This window comes from Enterococcus sp. FDAARGOS_553 (genome assembly GCF_003812305.1).
Classification (GTDB): domain Bacteria; phylum Bacillota; class Bacilli; order Lactobacillales; family Enterococcaceae; genus Enterococcus_D; species Enterococcus_D gallinarum.
In genome coordinates, this window is the sequence record NZ_CP033740.1 from 61452 (window position 1) to 79131 (window position 17680).

A 17680-nucleotide genomic window follows, 5' to 3' on the forward strand; every position below is an offset into this window, starting at 1 on the left:
CACCTCATGAAGAAGTTCTTCATGAGGTGTTTCGAGTTGTTTTATTTTGCCAAACGGTAGATGGCATCTGCATAAATCACTGCCGCGTTGAATAGATCATCCAAGCTCATAAATTCGTTTGCTTGGTGCATCGTATCTGTGTAGCCTGGGAACATCGCCCCATATGCGACACCACGTTTTAATAAACGGCCATAAGTGCCACCGCCAATGATTTGTTCATAGCCTTTTTGACCAGTATGTTCTTCATAAACTTCAAGCAATGTTTTCACCAATGGATCATCAATCGGCACATAGTGAGGCTCCATGTTGCGCTCGTTCCGAGTCACTGTTGCGCCTTCCATGCCAACGGTTTTTTCAATGCCGATTTCCAGACCTTCTGCAGTTACCCCTTGAGGGTAGCGGAAATTCAAGGCAATAAAGTTGTCTGCTTGAACACCTGATTGATTAGCTTTAAAAGCAAACAAACCAGCATTCATGGTTAGTTTACCCATTTTTTCATCTTCATGCGCCACGCCTAATTTTTCACCATAAAAATCTTCATGGACATAAGCTGCCGCCGTATGGATAAATTGTCTTGCGCCGCCGCCAAAGGCAAAGTTATCTAAAAAGACTGCCAAGAAAGTTCCCGCATTGATCCCAGACTGAGGACTTGCACCATGGGCGCCTTTACCGACTAGTTCAATGGTAATTTCTTCATTTTCTGTTTCGATGGTGCCAGTCACTGGTTGACCTTCGACATAATCAAAAAAAGCTTTTTCCATTTCTAATGCAGCTTCTGTAGATGGGGCAGTCAATTTTGCAACCGCAGTTCCTGGTACCATGTTTTCCCGCAAACCAGCAGTGAATTGTTGCAGTTGATAAGCACCTTCGTTATTTCCTTGGAAATGAAGCCCTAATGTTACATTCCCTTTTTCGCCATTGATGATTGGGAATTCCGCATCGGGAGAGAAACCAAAATCAGGTTTTTCTTCATGCTCGAAATAGTAATCCATATCACCCCAGCCGCTTTCTTCATCAGATCCTACGACAAAGCGGATTTTTTTAGATAATGGCAAGCCTAACTCTTTAATGATCTTCATTCCGTAATAAGCAGCCATTGAAGGACCTTTATCATCGGAAGATCCGCGAGCATAAATTTTATTGTCTTTGATCACAGGATCGTAGGGATCTGTCGCCCAACCGTCACCAGCAGGGACAACATCCATGTGGCCGAAGATCCCTAATGTTTCGTCTCCTTCACCAAATTCGATATGTCCAGCATAGTTATCGACATTTTTCACAGCGAAACCATCACGTTCCCCATAAGCCAACATGTGCAGCAAGGCATCACGAGGTCCAGGTCCAAACGGAGCATCTGCCGTTACCTTGTCATCTTCTCGTTCACTTTTTACTTTCAAAAGATCAATCAAGTCATTTAGCAAATCGTCTTTACGCGCTTCGACTTCTTTTTTCCAATCGATTGTCATACGATTCCCTCCAATTCTTTTCTCGCCTTTTATGATAACACTCTTAGCTAAAAAAAGGAAAAAAAATTGTGTATTTTCAGACGATATCTTTCATAAAACGAGTATAATAAAAGCAATAGGTTTATTCTAGAAAATGAGCCCAGTGAAAGAAGCAGAAAAGGAGTCATTGTATGAAGCAACTGGAGCAAACTATTTTAGCAGCAGTGATTCGCAAACGCCCCGTCGAAAGTCACAAAGGAACCTTTGGCCGTGCCGTAGTGATTGGCGGTAACCAACAGTACGGAGGCGCAATCTTGATGGCGGCACAAGCCAGTGTTTATGGCGGAACTGGACTAACCACGGTGATCTCCGATCCTGTCAATCGTACGGCGCTACATGCGCGACTGCCAGAAGCGATGTTCGTCTCTTGGGACCAGACTGAGCTTATCAGCACAGTCACTGAATCTGCGGATGTCCTATTGATTGGCCCAGGCATGGGCGAAGGCAAAACCAGTTTCAATCTATTGCAAACAGTCGTCGCTGCACAAAAAAGCCATCAATGGCTAGTTGTTGATGGGTCAGCGATCAATTTAGCTGCGAAATACCCATTGACTTTTCCTTACCCCAGTCACGTCGTATTTACCCCTCATCAAATGGAGTGGCAACGATTAAGCGGCATTGAGATCAGTGAGCAAACACCGGAGAAAAACGCAGCCTTCCAAAAAAAATTAGCCAGTATCGTGGTCTTAAAAAGCCATCGCACCCAGATTTATGGCACAGAAATCGTCGAAAACCCATTAGGAACGCCAGCTATGGCCACTGGCGGCACCGGGGATACCTTAGCCGGGATCATTACCAGCTTTTTGGCACAATTTGATCGAACCGAAGAAACGGTCCACGCAGCGGTTTATCTCCACAGTTTGATTGGCGAACATTTAGCTACCGAGAACTATGTTGTCTTGCCGACACAGATCAGTGAAGCATTGCCTAAATTTATGAAGGACCATTCGTTGCGCTGATTGGCGTAACGAATGGTCCTTTTTTCTTAGTGTACTTCAGAGGGGTGATATACGATCCTGACTTCATAGGGTGCCAACGTGATTGCTCCTACTAGATGTTCATTGGTTTCCAGATCGGTTACTGGCTGCTTCAATACTAGTTGCTGTTCTTCCTCTGAAAAATTCATAATAAATGAATAGTCTCGTTGCGTCCCAACTCGCGTTTGAATCGACACCTCAGGAAGTGCTTCAGCAATCGCTGTTCTTCTCAATCCCAACTTTTCAATCAACTTTTGATAAAAAGCAGCTAAGAAATCACTGTTCGTTCGGGCAGCCAAATAATACGAAGCCCCTGCACCGAATGGCTTCTTCGTAACCGCAGGCGTGCCTTGATAGAAATCTGTCTGATAATGGCTTAAAACTTCTGCATCCAACACGTCAATGATTGCTGAATAGTCTTTGGTGACAAATCGCTGATCTTGAAAATCAATCTGATTGTGTTCGTCTTCTAAAAGTGTTTCAAGCTCTAATACCTCAATGCCAAAGAGCGCCTTTAATGGTTGAGGCAATCCGCCAATATAAAGCAAATCTGTTTCATTGACCATTCCTGTGAAATAGCTGGATACTAGTATTCCACCCTTTTCAACATAGCTCGTTAATTTTAGCATCGTTTTTTCTGTCATCATATATAGCATTGGCGCAATGACTAATTGATAATCAGAAAAATCCTGCTCAGGAGTCAGAATATCAACCGGAATGTCTTGTTCCCAGAAAACCTGATAATGCTCTTGCAACGTTTGGGGATAACGTCTCGTAGGACGGCCGAATCCTCCCCCGCGCTTCAACGCCCAATTGCTTTCCCAGTCAAAGAGAATCGCCACTTCTTTCTTGCGAGTGGTTCCTTTGATTTCACTGATTTTTTCGAGACGAGCGCCATATTCAGCAACTTCTTTAAACACTCGATTGTTTGTGGAATCATCATGACTGACAACGGCGCCATGAAATTTCTCCGAATTGCCACGAGATTGGCGCCACTGGAAATACAAGGTACTATCTGACCCATGAGCTAACTGCTGCATACTACTTAAAATATGGACCCCGGGGCGCTTCGATTTGTCGTATTGGTGCCAATTGACATAACTTGGGGTACATTCCATAACTAAAAAGGGTTGTTTCTTCAAAGACCAATACTGATCATGGACATAGGCAGACTTCATAGCGGTTGTAGCGATTGCTTCAAAGCGATTGTTCCAATCGGGATAACTATCCCAACTAACCACATCCACATACTGAGAAAACTTGCCATAGTCGATTCCTTCCAGAGGAATGAAATCCTGTGTGGCATGACCTTCCGCCATAAAATTCGTCGTTACTGGGATATCAGGGGTTCGTTCCCGAATAGGGACAATCTCATTCAAATAAAAATCAATGGTCTGATCAGTGACGAATCGTTTCCAATCCAGATCCATCCCATGAACTTTATGTTCTCCTAAAGGTGATGGTGGCAAGACTTGTTCCCAATCGGAATAGCGATTGCCCCAGAAACTCATCCACCACGCATGATTCAATGCTTCTAGGTTTTTGTACTTTTTCTTTAACCAGTCACGCCAATTTTCTTGGCAGTATTCGCAAAAACATTCCCCCGAATACTCATTGGACATGTGCCACATGGCTAGTGCCGGATGGTCGCCATAGCGTTCAGCTAATTTTGTGTTGATCTGCCGCACTTTTTCGCGATAGATTGGTGAAGAATAGCAATGATTATGGCGAAAGCCATGGGTATGTTTTTGTCCATACGCATTGGTGCGATTGACTTCCGGATATTTCTGACTCAACCACTGGGGACGACCACCGCTGGGGGTAGCCAAAATGACATTGCCCCCCATAGCATGGATCGCATCAAACTGTTCATCAAGCCAGTCAAACTGATAGACCCCTTCTGTTGGCTCCAAAGCGCTCCAAGCAAACACCCCAAGTGTGACCGTATTGACGTGGGCTTTTTGCATATACGCCAAATCCTTCTTTAGGATTTCCGGATAATCAAGCCACTGATCGGGATTATAGTCCCCACCATGCAGGAACCGCTGATCAAAGAAATAATTCGTCATCTTTTTACTCCTTTTTGATTGCTTTGATTTGATAAACAAATGACTGGAAATCTCCTGTTACTTGCGCCGTTTGGTGATTGACAGCATTGAATAAGTACGGTTTGCGCAGTCCAATTTGCTTCAGAACCTTGCCAGACAACTGCTCATTCTCCAGCAGATAGCTTCGATCCGGATCAATGAACGGTACCGGTATAAAAGCTTCCGCTGCAGGATTTGCTTCAGCAAGAATCCGAAAATAGGCAATCAGTGCTTCCTCTTGATGAGAGACTCCCCATACAACTTCATTTTTTTGGCTCAAATCGGTCATCCGATAGAAGGCGCCATAAGTCAGAAGTTGTCGATGAGCTTTATAGAAAATGATTTGTTCTTTGATTGCTTGTTTTTCAGCTGCTGATAAACTGAAAAGATCCAACTCGTAGCCTAATGGGCCAAACATAGCCACCGATTGCCGAAATGCCAGTGACGTATTGCGCCCCACTTGATGATTGGGACAAGCGGAGACATGATTGCTGAATGAAGACATCGGATAGCCAAGTAATGTGCCGGTTTGAATTTGTAGTCGTTCCACGGCATCGCTGTCGTCACTCGGCCAAATCTGAGGACTGTAAAACAAGATCCCTAAATCATAACGACCGCCGCCGCCAGCACAGCCTTCGATCAAAATCTCCGGAAATTCTGTTAATATTTTCTGATAAAGGGCATAGACCCCTAAAATATAGCGATGAAAGAATTCTGTTTGGGGAATCCCTTCATCTGCTAAATAAGGTGAATAAGCTTCTGTGATATTCCGATTCATGTCCCACTTGATATAATCAAGATCCGTTTCGACGATGACTTTTTTGATCGCAGCAAAGATCGCCTCCACGACTGCCGGATTGGCAAAATCTAAGACATACTGGCCGCGTCCCACAGAGATGCGTTCATAAGGATGTCGGACCACCCAATCGGGATGTTTTTGATAAAGCTGGCTGTCAGGAGAGACCATTTCCGGTTCAAACCAAACGCCTAACTTCAACCCTAGATCGTGGATTTGTTTTGCAAAATGACCGATGCCATTAGGAAATTTCGCTGGATCTGGCACCCAATCCCCTAAAGAACTGCGATCGTTGTCTCTTTTACCAAACCAGCCATCATCTAAGACGAAGCATTCCATTCCTAATGCCTGACTTTCTGCTGCTAATGCTACTAATTTCTCTTGGTCAAAATCAAAATAAGTTGCTTCCCAATTATTGAAGACAATCGGCCGCGGCCGTTTTTGCCAATAAGGGGCAATCACGTGCTTTTCAATAAACGCAGCAGACTCTTGCCCTAACCCATTCAACCCTTCATCGGTAAATGTCAATATACATTCTGGGGCTTCAAAGACTGCATCTTGCTGCAATGTCCAAGAAAACTGTTCGGGATGAATCCCCAGCATCAAGCGGACATTGTCCCACTCATCCATCTCGACTTGAGCGAGAAAATTCCCTGAATAAATCAGATTTGCTCCATAGACACGTCCCTGATCATTGGTGGCATTGGCAGCCTTCAGTGCCACGAAGGGATTGTGCTGATGCCCAGAGGCCCCTTTTAAAGACCCCACTCGAAAGGTTCCTTGCGTCAATGGTGTGGCTTTGATTTGGCGTTCCTTTAGCCAAGCACCAGAAAGGTGAACAAATTCAAATTGCTGATTTCTTAATTCCAGTACCCCGCTCATCAACGAAGAAAGTTGTTTTTTCTCAGCGCCAAGATTGGTGATCCGCTGATTGCGCGCAATCGTGCCTAAACCAGCAAAAATAGTGTAGGTGATTTCCATTTTCAATTGCCGCTGCTCATCGATCAACATTATTCGCAGGCTTTGGCTTTCTGTTTTTTCGGCAAAACTCGCCGGTTTGGCCAGCTCTCGTTCCTTTCCTGCGAAAGTTTCGACTTCTGCGACTTTAAAATCCACATACAAAGGCACGTCTTCTGCAAAAATAGTAACGGCTCCTTCTCGAAAGTCAGAAGAACCATAGGTTGGCAACTCTTGAAAGCGATCTGCTAACGTAAACAGGCCATCATTTTCAAAAAATTTGACCGTGCCGGCAGATTTATTTTCTTTTTTGGTTAAATAGTCCATGTCATTGGCACTCAAATGCCCCAAAGATGGACCAAAGTACAGATGACCTAATTGTCGATTTGGTAAAACATGCATCACATAACTAATCTTTTCATTGTATAAATGAAAAAGCGTATCGGTTATTATCTCAATCATTTTTTTCCTCTAATTTCAACTTTATTCTCGTCTATTTCATTATATTTCTGGCATGCAGTTTCCAAATACTGCATGCGTTTTTTGACCCCTTTGTTAAAAAAGAACTTATAGAATAATGCTGCCAGCATGAAACTATACGTATTGCGGGAACGATCAAAAGAATTCTGTTCCGAATACGTAACCTCAATCTTTTCTGCTCCCCTAGGAACAAAGCGATACCTTTGACAGATTTTTCCTTGTTCATAGGCTGTTATCAAAGCAACCTCATCTTGCGCGATTTTTTTGACTTTCATCACCGCTGGCACCAGCGTGGCCGCTGATTTTGTGCGAATCATCAAATCAATTTGACTGTTCTCGCCGAAAGGTTCTTCTGCTCCTTTTGAGCGAAAGAATGCCGCTTGTTGTGCGATCATCACTTGATAGAATCGTTCCGGCGTTGTACGCATCTGATAAGTATAGGTCAATGTATCTGTTCGCATCTTCGATCCTCCATTTTTTCAGTTGCCATGCTGACAGAACGGAATACTAAGCTTAGCTTTCTTTGATTCTTTCGTCGATGGCAGGGCCAGTTTGTGCGAGCGCTTCTTTGGCTAGCTCTTCTTTTTCTTCTTTCAAATAGCCACGATCCATCACGATTAGGAATGGCACCCAAATCAATGTCATCACAGCAACAGTTACCAATTGTAGAATGGCACCTGCTACAGAGCCAGTTCCCAGCCAGCCAGATAAGAAGACCGGTGTCGTCCAGACTACCGTTGCTCCGATTGGGCGAGGCACAAGACCAGCAGCGATTGCAAAATAAGAAATCGTCGTACTAGCAAGCGGGGCCAAAATCCACGGAACAAAAGCAATCGGGTTCAATACGATCGGCAACCCGAATGTCATTGGCTCTGACACATTGAAAACAGATGGTGCAATGACTGTCTTCATCAGCTTCTTCATCCGAATCGAACGAGCAATAAAAAATGCCATCGTAATCGAGATCCCTAATTGCATTCCTTGGTTTACAAAAACGCCCATGAAGGTTGTATTGATGATATGAGGCAGTTGTTCTGCACCTGCTTTATAGGCTTCGTAGTTTTCAATCGCCAATGCATTCATGATCGGATCAATCACGGCGTTAACAACCAGTGTGCCATGGATCCCAAACCACCAGAAGAATTGGGTGAATAAAACGGCAATCAAGACTGCAGGCAACGTGCCCCCCAAGCCCATTAATGGTTTCTGTAAGATTTCGTAGACAAAGTCGACCGCATTGCCCCATGACGTGAATGTAAACAAGTAACGGATCAAATTAAATAAAAACAATGGCGCAGCACCTGGAATGATAGCAAGGAAAAACTCAGCGATCATCGGCGGAACCGATTCAGGCATTTTGATCGTTAACCCAGAAGCACTGATCTTGCAATAAATTTGTGTAGCGATAATCGCTGTGATGATCCCAACGAACATCCCTTCCGCACCTAATTTTGAAAGGGGAATCACTGTTCCCAGGTCATCGGAAGAACCGTAGGGCAAAAGCATTAAGAAAGAGGACAATGAGATTGCTCCGGCAAAAAGTTTTGGCTGGCCATATTTTCCTGCCAATTGATAGCCGATCCCGAAAACAACAAAAATCGCTGTGATACTCATGGTTGCGTTCCCGATAGGACCAAAGAAATCATTCAAAAAGGTCATCAGTCCTGCGGGCAGTTTCTCAGATAAGCCAAAGGTAGCGGGTAAATTTTGAATAATGATCATGATTGAAGCAAACATTGTCGCGGGAAAAGCAACCATAAAGCCATCACGCAGACTCAATAAATACTTATTATTGGCAATGATTTGGGCAAAAGGAACCATCTTCTCTGCTAATTTATCAATAAATTTCATAACTAATCTCCTTTAATTTGTCTGTAAACGTTTACTACAATCAGTATAATTGTTTAGTTAATGTTTACAAAACTCTAAAATAAAAAAAAGATCATTTTTCATGATCTTTTTTTATCGGCAATCGATTCTCTTAATATCAATTCACTTTTACAAATCACTCGGACTGGCATTGTTCGAACGCCCAATAATTTGTTTTTCGCCAGCTCTACACTCATTTGACCCATTTCTTCCGCTTTCATTTTGACTGAAGAAAGCGCTGGTGTCATAAACTGGGCCATTTGAATATCATCAAAACTAACCACTGATATATCTTCTGGGATCTTCAATCCGTGTTCATTTAATGCTTTATAGACCCCCACTGCCATGGGATCACTAGCAACGATGATGGCTGTCGGCCGTGGGGTCATCTCGGCGATTTTTCTGCCAAAAGCTAATCCAGTCTCTGGAGACCATTTTCCTTGAAAAACATGACTGTATTCTTCCAGCTTGTTCATCAGCATCCAATTTTTGTAATTCTCTGCACGAATTTCTTGTTCATCATAAACGACTTCTCCTGTGATCGTTACTCGACTGGAAACACCACCAATAAATGCTATGTTCTCATGTCCTTTTGCTTTTAAGATATCCAAAATTTGATGGGTCTTTCGAGCAAAATCAGTTTGTATGCAATCATAGGCGTCGTTTTCACTATAATTATCTACCAAAATAATATGTTGATTGTACCGGCTGATTTCTTGCAATGCCTCTTGCGTCATTTCCCCAATGATGATGACAGCACCATACTTTGCCAGTTGAGTCAGATCTTTGTCTTGGTCTCGCATCGAGAAGACACGAACCGTTTTTAAACGCCATTTGGCTGCCTCTTTCTCTATTCCGTTACGAATCATCATAAAATAAGGATCATTACGCTCCGATTCACTGTTATGCCGTGTAATGATTGCTATCGTATTTTTATCGCCAGCTTCTCGCGAACTCGAAAAGCTCTTGTCTTTTGAATAATTCAGCTGGTTGGCGATCTCGATCACCCGTTTGCGGGTATTTTCGTTGATACTAAATGTTTCATCATTGTTTAAGATTCGCGACACACTTGCGACGGAAACCCCTGCCAATTTTGCAATATCCCTCATACTTGCCATTCTGCCACCCCGTTGTTTACTGTTTACTAAATCTCTTTTTAAGAATAGAGAGAAACAGCGATTTTGTCAATCCCTACTTGTTACGCAAGAAAACAGGTTAGGTTATCGCGTGCAGAAAAATAGTTGCTTCGTGTATGATAAAAGTAGAAATAGGAGGGATTCAGATGAATATCACAACAACACTTATGCAGCAATTGGAAAAAGACGAAGGGGAAATGATTGCGATTCGGCGGCACTTACATCAACACCCAGAGCTTTCATTTCAGGAAAAAGCAACCGCCGCTTATATCAAAGCCTACTATGAAAAACTAGACTGCCAAATCACAGAATGTGGCGACGGCTATGGCCTGATCGTTGATATCATCGGTGAGCAATGTGGAAAACAGCTGGCTTTAAGGGCCGACTTTGATGCTCTGGCTGTAGAAGAAGACAATCAGCTACCTTTTCGATCTCAGGTTCCTGGTGTGATGCATGCTTGTGGTCATGATGGGCATACGGCCTATTTAATGGTTTTGGCTAAGAATTTGATTACCTTAAAAGACCAGTTAAAAGGAAGCATCCGCATCATCCACCAACCAGCTGAAGAAGTATCTCCTGGCGGTGCCAAAGGCATGATTGCCGACGGTTGTTTAACAGATATTGATCATGTACTTGGCGTCCATGTGATGTCTTCAATGGAAACAGGCAAGATTGGCTACCACTCTGGCGAAACCCAAACTGGACGGGCAAATTTCACTTTGACCATTCGTGGCAAAGGTGGTCATGCTTCCATGCCGCAACTAGCAAATGATGCCATCGTAGCAGGCAGTTATTTCGTTACTCAACTACAGACGATCGTTTCTCGTCGGATCGATCCTTTTGACACAGCAAGTCTAACGATTGGTTCTTTTGACGGGAGTGGTTCCTTTAATGCAATCAAAGAGACTGTGACCCTAAAGGGAGATGTTCGTGTGATGAAAGAAACCACACGTCAAACGATTCACCAACAGATCCAGCGAATGGCAGAGGGTCTAGCACAAACTTTTGCGGTTGAAACCAGTCTTGAATATGATGACAATTATCCGGTTCTTTATAATGATCCAGCTTTTACAATACAAGTGATTGATTCCCTCAAAGAAGCTCACTTACCTGAAGTGAAGGAGATCTTTGATTGCGGTCCTCAAGATCCCTCTGAAGACTTCGCCTACTATGCACAAGAACGACCTAGTCTTTTCTTTTATATCGGTTGTATGACAGAAGATCATCTCAATCATCCTCACCACAGTCCTGATTTCATGATGAATGAAGACTGTCTCTTGATTGCAGCCAAAGCGGTCGGTACCGCTACAATTGCTTATTTAATGGATTAGCTCCTAATCAATGCAGTTAAAAAGAGTAGTCATAAGTTCCCAAAACGGCGGTCCCCATCATGCAGGGTATCGTATCGTTTTGTCTCAACTTATGTCTACTCTTTTTAATGAGAGATCTGGATTGAAGTAATCGAAGCAGGACAGATAATTAACTGAATCAAACAACAACCACTCATTCCCACCAAAAATAAGTACGCCGGACCGAAGAAGCCAAAAAACAACAATAGCGTAATCGTCCAAAAAAGATGGAGCAACACTCGTTTAGGTGAGCGACCGGCTTGATAAAAAGCATAAAAGAAGCTGACTTGCTGCTTCTTTTCGCCCATTAAAAGCGTCTGATAGAAAAAAATCAAGCTACAGATCATGAAGATCACGATCAGCATCGTGGCCATGACTTGAAAAAGCGGTTGTGGAAATCGACTAAGAATGGAATGATCAATCAAAAGAAAAAGACTATAAAAGCTGAATACAATATCTTTCTTTTTATTCAGTTGCCACAGCTCAGAAAATTTCGTAAAGAAAATCGTCGTCGTTTTCTCTTGTTCTGCCCTCTCTTGAGTGTCTTTGATCTGCTTAATCGCCGCAATCATACTTCTTGTCGCTGTTGCCACTGTAAAAAAAGGCAATGAGCAAACCAACCACAAAAATTGTAGAAGAATCAATTTGGGCATCCAATTGATCCAAGTGATCAGACCATTGAATAAACGCTGCGGCTCTATCTTTCTCATCCTTTGGTTCCTCCCGTCAGATCCATTCCCTCAATAAAGTAGCGTTGTGCAAAAAAGAATAATAGGATCGTTGGTAATAAGACCAGTGTTGCACCCGCCATCAAATAGTTCCACTGTGTCGTTGATTGATTTTGGAAAACTTGCAAACCGATTTGGAGTGTATATTTTTCTTGATTTTGAATATACAGCAATGGTCCTAAGAAGTCATTCCAAGCACCATTGAATGAATTGATGGCAATCGTGATCAGTGCAGGTTTGGTTAAAGGAATCATCAGATGGCTCCAGATATATAGATGATTGGCGCCATCCATTTTTGCCGCTTCAATCAGTTCATTATTGATCGATAAGTAAAATTGCCGCATCAGAAAGATATTGAAGGCATTCCCAAAAAATGAGGGAATGATCAGCGGCAGATACGTCCCTACCCAGCCGATTTTAGAAAACAGCACGTATTGTGGAATCATCGTCACAAATCCTGGAATCATCATTGTTGAAAGGACCAGAGAAAAAATCAGGTTTTTCCCTGGAAAATCCAACTTGGCAAATCCATAAGCGATAAATGAGTTTGAAAGCACGTTGCCGAACACAACTAACACCGTGATAAACAAGGTGTTCTTTGCATATTGCCAAAAAGGAAACGCATTGATCGTATCAAGATAATTTGAGAAATTGATTTCTTCTGGAAAAAACGTTGGTGGATAACGGACGATCTCTTCCATTGGCTTTAATGAGGTGAATACCATCCACAGCAACGGAATGATCAGAACGATGCCAATCACAGTCATCACTAAATAACTCGTTAACTTTTTGATCCGCTGCTGTTGAGAATTGCTCTTTATTTTGTACATCTGCATACAGTCAGCCCTCCTGAGATAGTGTACTTTGTTGAAGCCATCAGTTTTGTCCTCCTGCATAGTGGACCCAACGAGGAGCTAATTTCAGATTGATAAATGTTAAAACTAATACGATTAAGAAAAGGATCATCGACATCGCCATTGCATACCCCATATCAAAAGCTACAAACGCTTTGTTCCACATATGGAGATTATAGAACAAGAGCGAATTGGCAGGTCCACCAGTGCCGTTTTTCGTCATAACATAGGCTTCTTGGAAGATTTGGAAAGAACCGATTGTCGACGTAATGACATCATAAAAAATAATTGGTGTAATCAATGGAATCGTAATATGTTTAAACTTAGCCCACATACCAGCACCATCGATCTCTGCTGATTCATAAAGCGTTCCGGGGATGTTCTGCAATGTCGCCAAGTACAGCAGCATCGCCCCCCCAGAGCTCCAAATTTTCATTAGGATCAATGCCGGTTTGGTCCATTCAGGATCAAACAGCCAGGCCGGACCTTTGATGTTGAACCAGCTTAAAAAAGTATTAATCAAACCAGCGGAAGGCGACAGCAGCTGCATCCATAACACATATACTGCCACACCGGATAAAATCGCTGGCAAATAAAAAGTCGTCCGAAAAAAGCTGATTCCTCTAATCTTTTGATTCAATAATGTAGCTAGAAAGACACTGAATAAGGTCGTCAGTGGGACATTAAAGAGTACAAAATAAATTGTATTATAAAGTGATTTCCAAAAAAGTGCATCTTGCGTAAACATTCGTTTGAAGTTTCCAAAACCAATAAAATTCATTTTTGACGTTAGATTGTAATCCGTAAAGCTGCCGATAAACGAGAATAACATAGGGCCCAGCATGAACACCATGAAACCAATCAAAAACGGCGCTACAAACAAATATCCCCAGAGGGCATCTTGTCTTTTGCTTCTCGATCGTTTCTTTTTCATAATTCCCCTCCTTTAGTAAAGTGTTTTCTGCCATCTTTTTTCAGCAAAATAGCAAGGATGCAATGAGAACAGTAACGATAGAAAAGGGAATGCGGCTAGCCACAACTCCCTATCTCAATCTATTATTTATTTTGTTCTACAAGATCTTCCACTGCTTTTTGAGCATCTGCTAATCCTTCTGCTGGTTTTTTATTCCCTAGCAGAATTTGATCAATTTGTTCATTGACTAAACTGCTGAAATCTGGTGCATCCAATGGTACCGGAGTGATTACTGTATTAGCAAAATTCTCATCTGCCATTTGATAGATCATTTGACCTTTTTCATCTAAATGATCATTTTTGACAAGATTTTCATTTGCTGTTCGGTTAGCCATAATATCAAAGCTCTTTTCACCAAATTTTTCTTGAACTTCTGGGGTTGAAAGATACTCGATAAACTTGTAGGACGCTTCGGGATTTTTGGCTCCTTGAGGAACTTCTAAGACAAAGCCGCCACCCCATGACCAGTGACCAGAACCTTTTTCTTTTTCTGGAATCTGGATGACGCCAAAATCAAAGTCATCTGGCGCATTTTCCATCAAGCTAGAGTAATAATTGATATTCTGTGCCCGCATGGCCACCAAACCAGAAATAAATGGATCTGCTACACCGGAGCCAAACTCAGCTTCTAAACGATTGATCGTATCTTGCCCATAATAATCTTGCCAATCAAGAATCCAATCCAGAGCCTTCACTTTATTTTCTGTGTCAATCGAAACCTTTTCATCTTTGTCAAACCAACTAACACCGTTATCAGCGTTCAATGCCCAAACATCCGCGCCAAGGTTCCACAAAGGATAGAATCCGATACGCTCAAAATCATCGCCTTTTTTGACATCTAATTTGTGTGCAACAGTTTCAAGTTCGTCCCATGTTTGGGGTAACTGATCTTCACTGATCCCTGCTTCTTTGAAAATTTGTTTGTTATAAAAAATCACTTGGGTATCGGTATTGAAAGGAATTGCATAAGGGTCTCCTTCATATTCTACCGTATCCCATAATTGAGGATAAAATTCATCAGACATGCCATCTTTAACGTACTCGCTCAAGTTCGTTGCTTGCTGTGCTTCTGCACGCTGCGCGACTGAATTGATGTCTTGAACAATAACATCCGGTGGATTTCCTGCAGTGATTGCCGAGAGAGACTTCGTCCAAATATCTCCCCAAGGCTGGTAACTATATTTCACTTCGATTTCATCTTGTGACTGATTAAAATCGTCAATGATCTCTTCGATGACTTCTTGGCGAGCCCCCGATCCCCAAAAAGACCAAAAATCTAATGTTATTTTCCCATCACTTGTCTGTTTTCCCGATGCGTCAGTATTTTTGTCTTCCGAATTACTGCCGCAAGCCGCTGTCACCAATGCGGTCGAAAACAGCAACAGCCCTATTGATAGTGCCTTTTTCATCTTTTATCCCTGCTTTCATTTTTATCATTATTTTATAATGTTGTAATTTTAAAATATCATGACTCTTAGTAATGAGCAAACAATAAGCATTGTTTTTTTATCAAAAAAAAATAACGAATTTCATATCCGGAGATTTTTTGTAGCGTTTTCTTTGAAATCTTATTTATTTTCAGGCATGATAGTTTTAGAGGATTTTTCTTAAGCTATTGTTCTCTTTTTTCATTTTTTTATCACTTAAGAAAGAACAATGAAAATAAAACTACGTTTTATGAAAAAAAGAAAGAAGGAATCGTCAATGTTAGTTGTTATTGATATGCAGAATCAGATTCGTGATGAAAATAGTCAATCATTTATTTCTGACAGCCCTGCTTTGATCACGCGAATCGCAAAACGGCTTCAACAAGCTCGTGCAGAAGGTGAATATATCCTTTTTACAAGAGATATCCCGATTGATTGTAAAGATACTCCTGATGAAGAACAAGAAGCGTTACAGATCGTTCCTGAACTGCAACCGTTACCGAATGAAAAAGTAATAAAAAAATATTACTTTAGTATCCCACCTGAAGTTCTCTTGGAAATCAAGGAGCAACTTTTCAATGATAAAAATGAACAAAAACATATCGAAGTGACCGGAGTAGAAACCAACATCTGCGTGTTGTCTAATACGATCGAGATTCAGAGTGCTTTTCCAGAAGCCGATTTTCTCATTAATCAACAGCTAGTTTCAGGTAGAAACCATGAGTCTTCTGGATTGAAAATCTTACAAGACTTCAATGTCGAAGTGGTTGATCGGACAGATAACTAAAAAAGAAACGCCAACCACAGGCGTTTCTTTTTTAGTTATTATGCAGTAATTCTTGCGGTATCTCGATGCGGACATCATTTGTTGTCTGACATGCAGGACAGACAAAGGTGCCTTCGATCGCATCTTTTACTTCACCATAATCATAATGAATAGCGATTTCATCTGAGTGTAACTCGTTTTCTTCTAGAGGCGGAACTGTTTTCAGCTTCCCATCTACATCTTCTTGCAGATGAACAATCAATTTGCCATCATAATTTTCCTTGCAATTCACACAAGATGCTTTTCCACGAATCGTAATATCCATGTTTTTCTCCTCTTTTCTACTTTTATGTGAGTCCTCATTGGGGATACGCTTCGATGGATGAGCCCATCGATCCTGTTTTCGATCCACCTTTATAGTGTCACGCTTGTTTAGTTAAATCAACTATTCTGTTTTCAACTGTCTTGCCGATTGCAAAAAATTCGGCTGGTAAACCTTGAGCGTTTCTTTTGTCAAAAGCATTTTTTCCCGGCACAATTATTAAGAACACGAATTTTTTGTCATCCCAAAAGAAGAAATGGCAGTCAATCACACGACCAGGAACCTTTCCCGTCACATCTCATAAAAGGAGGAACAAGTATGCGTGCAGTAACATGGCAAGGAAAAGAAAAAATGGAAGTTCGAAATGTGAGTGATCCGACGATCATTGAACCAACAGATGCGATTATTCGAATTACAGCAACAGCGATCTGCGGCTCTGATCTTCATTTGTATCATCACGGTGGTGCAGTACTAGAAGAAGGGTACGTTGTTGGTCATGAACCAATGGGGATCGTTGAAGAAGTCGGCAGTCAAGTTCAAAAATTGAAGAAAGGGGACCGTGTTGTCATCCCTTTTAATATTGGCTGTGGACATTGTCATTTTTGTCAAAATGAGATGGAGAGCCAATGTGATAACTCTTCTGATCAACTTTATGGTGGCCTCTTTGGCTTTGGTAAGCTGAATGGCAATCATTGGGGTGGACAAGCAGAATTCTTACGGGTTCCCTTTGCTGATTTCACTTCGTTTGTCGTTCCAGATACCGCGATCCCGGATGAAAAAGTGCTTTTTCTATCAGACATTTTGCCAACTGCCTACTGGAGTGTCCAAAATGCGGGTGTCAAACAAGGCGATACCGTCATTATTCTTGGCTCAGGACCTGTAGGACTTTTTGCCCAAAAGTTCGCCGTTATGGCTGGTGCGAAACGAGTGATTGCGGTCGATCCAGTTTCCCATCGACTGGAAAAGGCGCAAAGCTACAATCAGGTAGAGACCTTCCAATTGGATGACCTTGCGACAAGCGCTGATGATTTGTATGAATTAACAAAAGGCGGCGCCGATGTCATCATCGATTGCGTCGGTATGGATGGTTTAGAACCCGTCAAAGAAAAAGCCAAAAATTTGGTCAGCTTGCAAAGTGGTACGATTTCACCGATCCAAATGGCGGCGAAAGCGGTCAAAAAATTTGGTACCGTGCAAATTACTGGTGTCTATATGACTCCAGCATCGTCCTACCCTTTACAAGAGTTTTTCATGCGCAATGTGGCAGTGAAACATGGACAAGCACCCGTTATCCACTTAATGCCAAAAATTTATGAAATGATCCAAAAAGAGGAGATCGACCCAACACCGATCATCACTCATACCATGCCTTTAGAAGAAGCCGCTGCGGCTTATGACATTTTTGACAAAAAAGAAGATAACAACATCAAAGTGGTATTAAAGCCAAATTAACG

At 42.1% G+C, this 17680-nt stretch carries 15 protein-coding genes; 4 read left to right on the forward strand and 11 right to left on the reverse strand.

Annotated elements, in window-relative coordinates:
* Positions 1-41 precede the first annotated feature (41 nt).
* Positions 42-1466, reverse strand: a complete 1425-nt coding sequence (gene pepV, locus EGX73_RS00695) for a dipeptidase PepV (RefSeq protein ID WP_003125931.1) — start codon at positions 1464-1466, stop codon at positions 42-44.
* 170 nt (positions 1467-1636) lie between these two features.
* On the opposite strand from pepV, the gene EGX73_RS00700 reads away from it, so the two are divergent.
* Positions 1637-2464 (forward strand): NAD(P)H-hydrate dehydratase, encoded by an 828-nt coding sequence (locus EGX73_RS00700; protein WP_029486556.1) that lies wholly within the window; start codon positions 1637-1639, stop codon positions 2462-2464.
* 26 nt (positions 2465-2490) lie between these two features.
* On the opposite strand, the gene EGX73_RS00705 is transcribed toward EGX73_RS00700, so the two are convergent.
* The 5 genes from EGX73_RS00705 to EGX73_RS00725 form a co-directional block, all read right to left on the reverse strand.
* Positions 2491-4551 carry a beta-galactosidase gene (locus EGX73_RS00705; RefSeq protein ID WP_005470856.1) on the reverse strand — a complete coding sequence of 687 codons (2061 nt, stop codon included), beginning with the start codon at positions 4549-4551 and terminating at the stop codon, positions 2491-2493.
* A 4-nt stretch (positions 4552-4555) separates the two neighbouring features.
* On the reverse strand, positions 4556-6784 hold the full coding sequence (locus EGX73_RS00710; protein WP_029486553.1) for an alpha-galactosidase: 2229 nt from the start codon (positions 6782-6784) through the stop codon (positions 4556-4558).
* The gene (locus EGX73_RS00715; protein WP_003125927.1) at positions 6781-7263 is read right to left on the reverse strand and encodes a hypothetical protein; all 483 of its coding nucleotides are present in this window, start codon (positions 7261-7263) and stop codon (positions 6781-6783) included. The genes EGX73_RS00710 and EGX73_RS00715 overlap by 4 nt, the downstream gene beginning before the upstream one ends.
* 52 nt (positions 7264-7315) lie before the next feature.
* Positions 7316-8653, reverse strand: a complete 1338-nt coding sequence (locus EGX73_RS00720; protein ID WP_029486551.1) for a PTS sugar transporter subunit IIC — start codon at positions 8651-8653, stop codon at positions 7316-7318.
* 98 nt (positions 8654-8751) lie between these two features.
* Entirely contained in the window at positions 8752-9789 is a 1038-nt protein-coding gene (locus tag EGX73_RS00725; protein WP_029486550.1) for a LacI family DNA-binding transcriptional regulator, read from the reverse strand.
* 164 nt (positions 9790-9953) lie between these two features.
* Between EGX73_RS00725 and EGX73_RS00730 the strand changes: the two genes are divergently transcribed.
* The gene (locus tag EGX73_RS00730) at positions 9954-11138 is read left to right on the forward strand and encodes an amidohydrolase (RefSeq protein WP_005470841.1); all 1185 of its coding nucleotides are present in this window, start codon (positions 9954-9956) and stop codon (positions 11136-11138) included.
* 104 nt (positions 11139-11242) lie between these two features.
* On the opposite strand, the gene EGX73_RS00735 is transcribed toward EGX73_RS00730, so the two are convergent.
* From EGX73_RS00735 to EGX73_RS00750, 4 genes are all read right to left on the reverse strand, one after another.
* Positions 11243-11866: a DUF624 domain-containing protein gene (locus EGX73_RS00735; protein ID WP_029486549.1), complete on the reverse strand. Its 624-nt coding sequence runs from the start codon at positions 11864-11866 to the stop codon at positions 11243-11245.
* On the reverse strand, positions 11863-12720 hold the full coding sequence (locus tag EGX73_RS00740; RefSeq protein WP_021150133.1) for a carbohydrate ABC transporter permease: 858 nt from the start codon (positions 12718-12720) through the stop codon (positions 11863-11865). Before EGX73_RS00740 ends, EGX73_RS00735 begins: the two co-directional genes overlap by 4 nt.
* 40 nt (positions 12721-12760) lie before the next feature.
* Entirely contained in the window at positions 12761-13672 is a 912-nt protein-coding gene (locus EGX73_RS00745) for a carbohydrate ABC transporter permease (protein WP_003125918.1), read from the reverse strand.
* 122 nt (positions 13673-13794) lie between these two features.
* Positions 13795-15120, reverse strand: a complete 1326-nt coding sequence (locus EGX73_RS00750) for an ABC transporter substrate-binding protein (protein WP_029486547.1) — start codon at positions 15118-15120, stop codon at positions 13795-13797.
* A gap of 295 nt (positions 15121-15415) precedes the next feature.
* Here EGX73_RS00750 and EGX73_RS00755 point away from each other — a divergent pair, with 295 nt between their 5' ends.
* Positions 15416-15925: an isochorismatase family cysteine hydrolase gene (locus tag EGX73_RS00755; protein WP_005470828.1), complete on the forward strand. Its 510-nt coding sequence runs from the start codon at positions 15416-15418 to the stop codon at positions 15923-15925.
* A 31-nt stretch (positions 15926-15956) separates the two neighbouring features.
* Here EGX73_RS00755 and EGX73_RS00760 read toward each other — a convergent pair whose 3' ends face one another.
* Complete coding sequence (locus tag EGX73_RS00760) at positions 15957-16229, reverse strand: hypothetical protein (protein WP_005470826.1); 273 nt, start codon at positions 16227-16229, stop codon at positions 15957-15959.
* A gap of 315 nt (positions 16230-16544) precedes the next feature.
* Here EGX73_RS00760 and EGX73_RS00765 point away from each other — a divergent pair, with 315 nt between their 5' ends.
* Complete coding sequence (locus EGX73_RS00765; protein ID WP_005470824.1) at positions 16545-17678, forward strand: alcohol dehydrogenase catalytic domain-containing protein; 1134 nt, start codon at positions 16545-16547, stop codon at positions 17676-17678.
* Positions 17679-17680 lie beyond the last annotated feature (2 nt).

Bases quoted from the DNA above. Each gene is read 5' to 3' on its own strand.
- EGX73_RS00745 (WP_003125918.1), bottom strand. From the start codon at position 13,672: ATGAAAAAGAAACGATCGAGAAGCAAAAGACAAGATGCCCTCTGGGGA.
- EGX73_RS00715 (WP_003125927.1), bottom strand. From the start codon at position 7,263: ATGCGAACAGATACATTGACCTATACTTATCAGATGCGTACAACGCCG.
- EGX73_RS00735 (WP_029486549.1), bottom strand. From the start codon at position 11,866: ATGAGAAAGATAGAGCCGCAGCGTTTATTCAATGGTCTGATCACTTGG.
- EGX73_RS00705 (WP_005470856.1), bottom strand. From the start codon at position 4,551: ATGACGAATTATTTCTTTGATCAGCGGTTCCTGCATGGTGGGGACTAT.
- EGX73_RS00720 (WP_029486551.1), bottom strand. From the start codon at position 8,653: ATGAAATTTATTGATAAATTAGCAGAGAAGATGGTTCCTTTTGCCCAA.
- EGX73_RS00700 (WP_029486556.1), top strand. From the start codon at position 1,637: ATGAAGCAACTGGAGCAAACTATTTTAGCAGCAGTGATTCGCAAACGC.
- EGX73_RS00730 (WP_005470841.1), top strand. From the start codon at position 9,954: ATGAATATCACAACAACACTTATGCAGCAATTGGAAAAAGACGAAGGG.
- EGX73_RS00765 (WP_005470824.1), top strand. From the start codon at position 16,545: ATGCGTGCAGTAACATGGCAAGGAAAAGAAAAAATGGAAGTTCGAAAT.
- EGX73_RS00750 (WP_029486547.1), bottom strand. From the start codon at position 15,120: ATGAAAAAGGCACTATCAATAGGGCTGTTGCTGTTTTCGACCGCATTG.
- EGX73_RS00760 (WP_005470826.1), bottom strand. From the start codon at position 16,229: ATGGATATTACGATTCGTGGAAAAGCATCTTGTGTGAATTGCAAGGAA.
- EGX73_RS00725 (WP_029486550.1), bottom strand. From the start codon at position 9,789: ATGGCAAGTATGAGGGATATTGCAAAATTGGCAGGGGTTTCCGTCGCA.
- pepV (WP_003125931.1), bottom strand. From the start codon at position 1,466: ATGACAATCGATTGGAAAAAAGAAGTCGAAGCGCGTAAAGACGATTTG.
- EGX73_RS00755 (WP_005470828.1), top strand. From the start codon at position 15,416: ATGTTAGTTGTTATTGATATGCAGAATCAGATTCGTGATGAAAATAGT.
- EGX73_RS00710 (WP_029486553.1), bottom strand. From the start codon at position 6,784: ATGATTGAGATAATAACCGATACGCTTTTTCATTTATACAATGAAAAG.
- EGX73_RS00740 (WP_021150133.1), bottom strand. From the start codon at position 12,720: ATGCAGATGTACAAAATAAAGAGCAATTCTCAACAGCAGCGGATCAAA.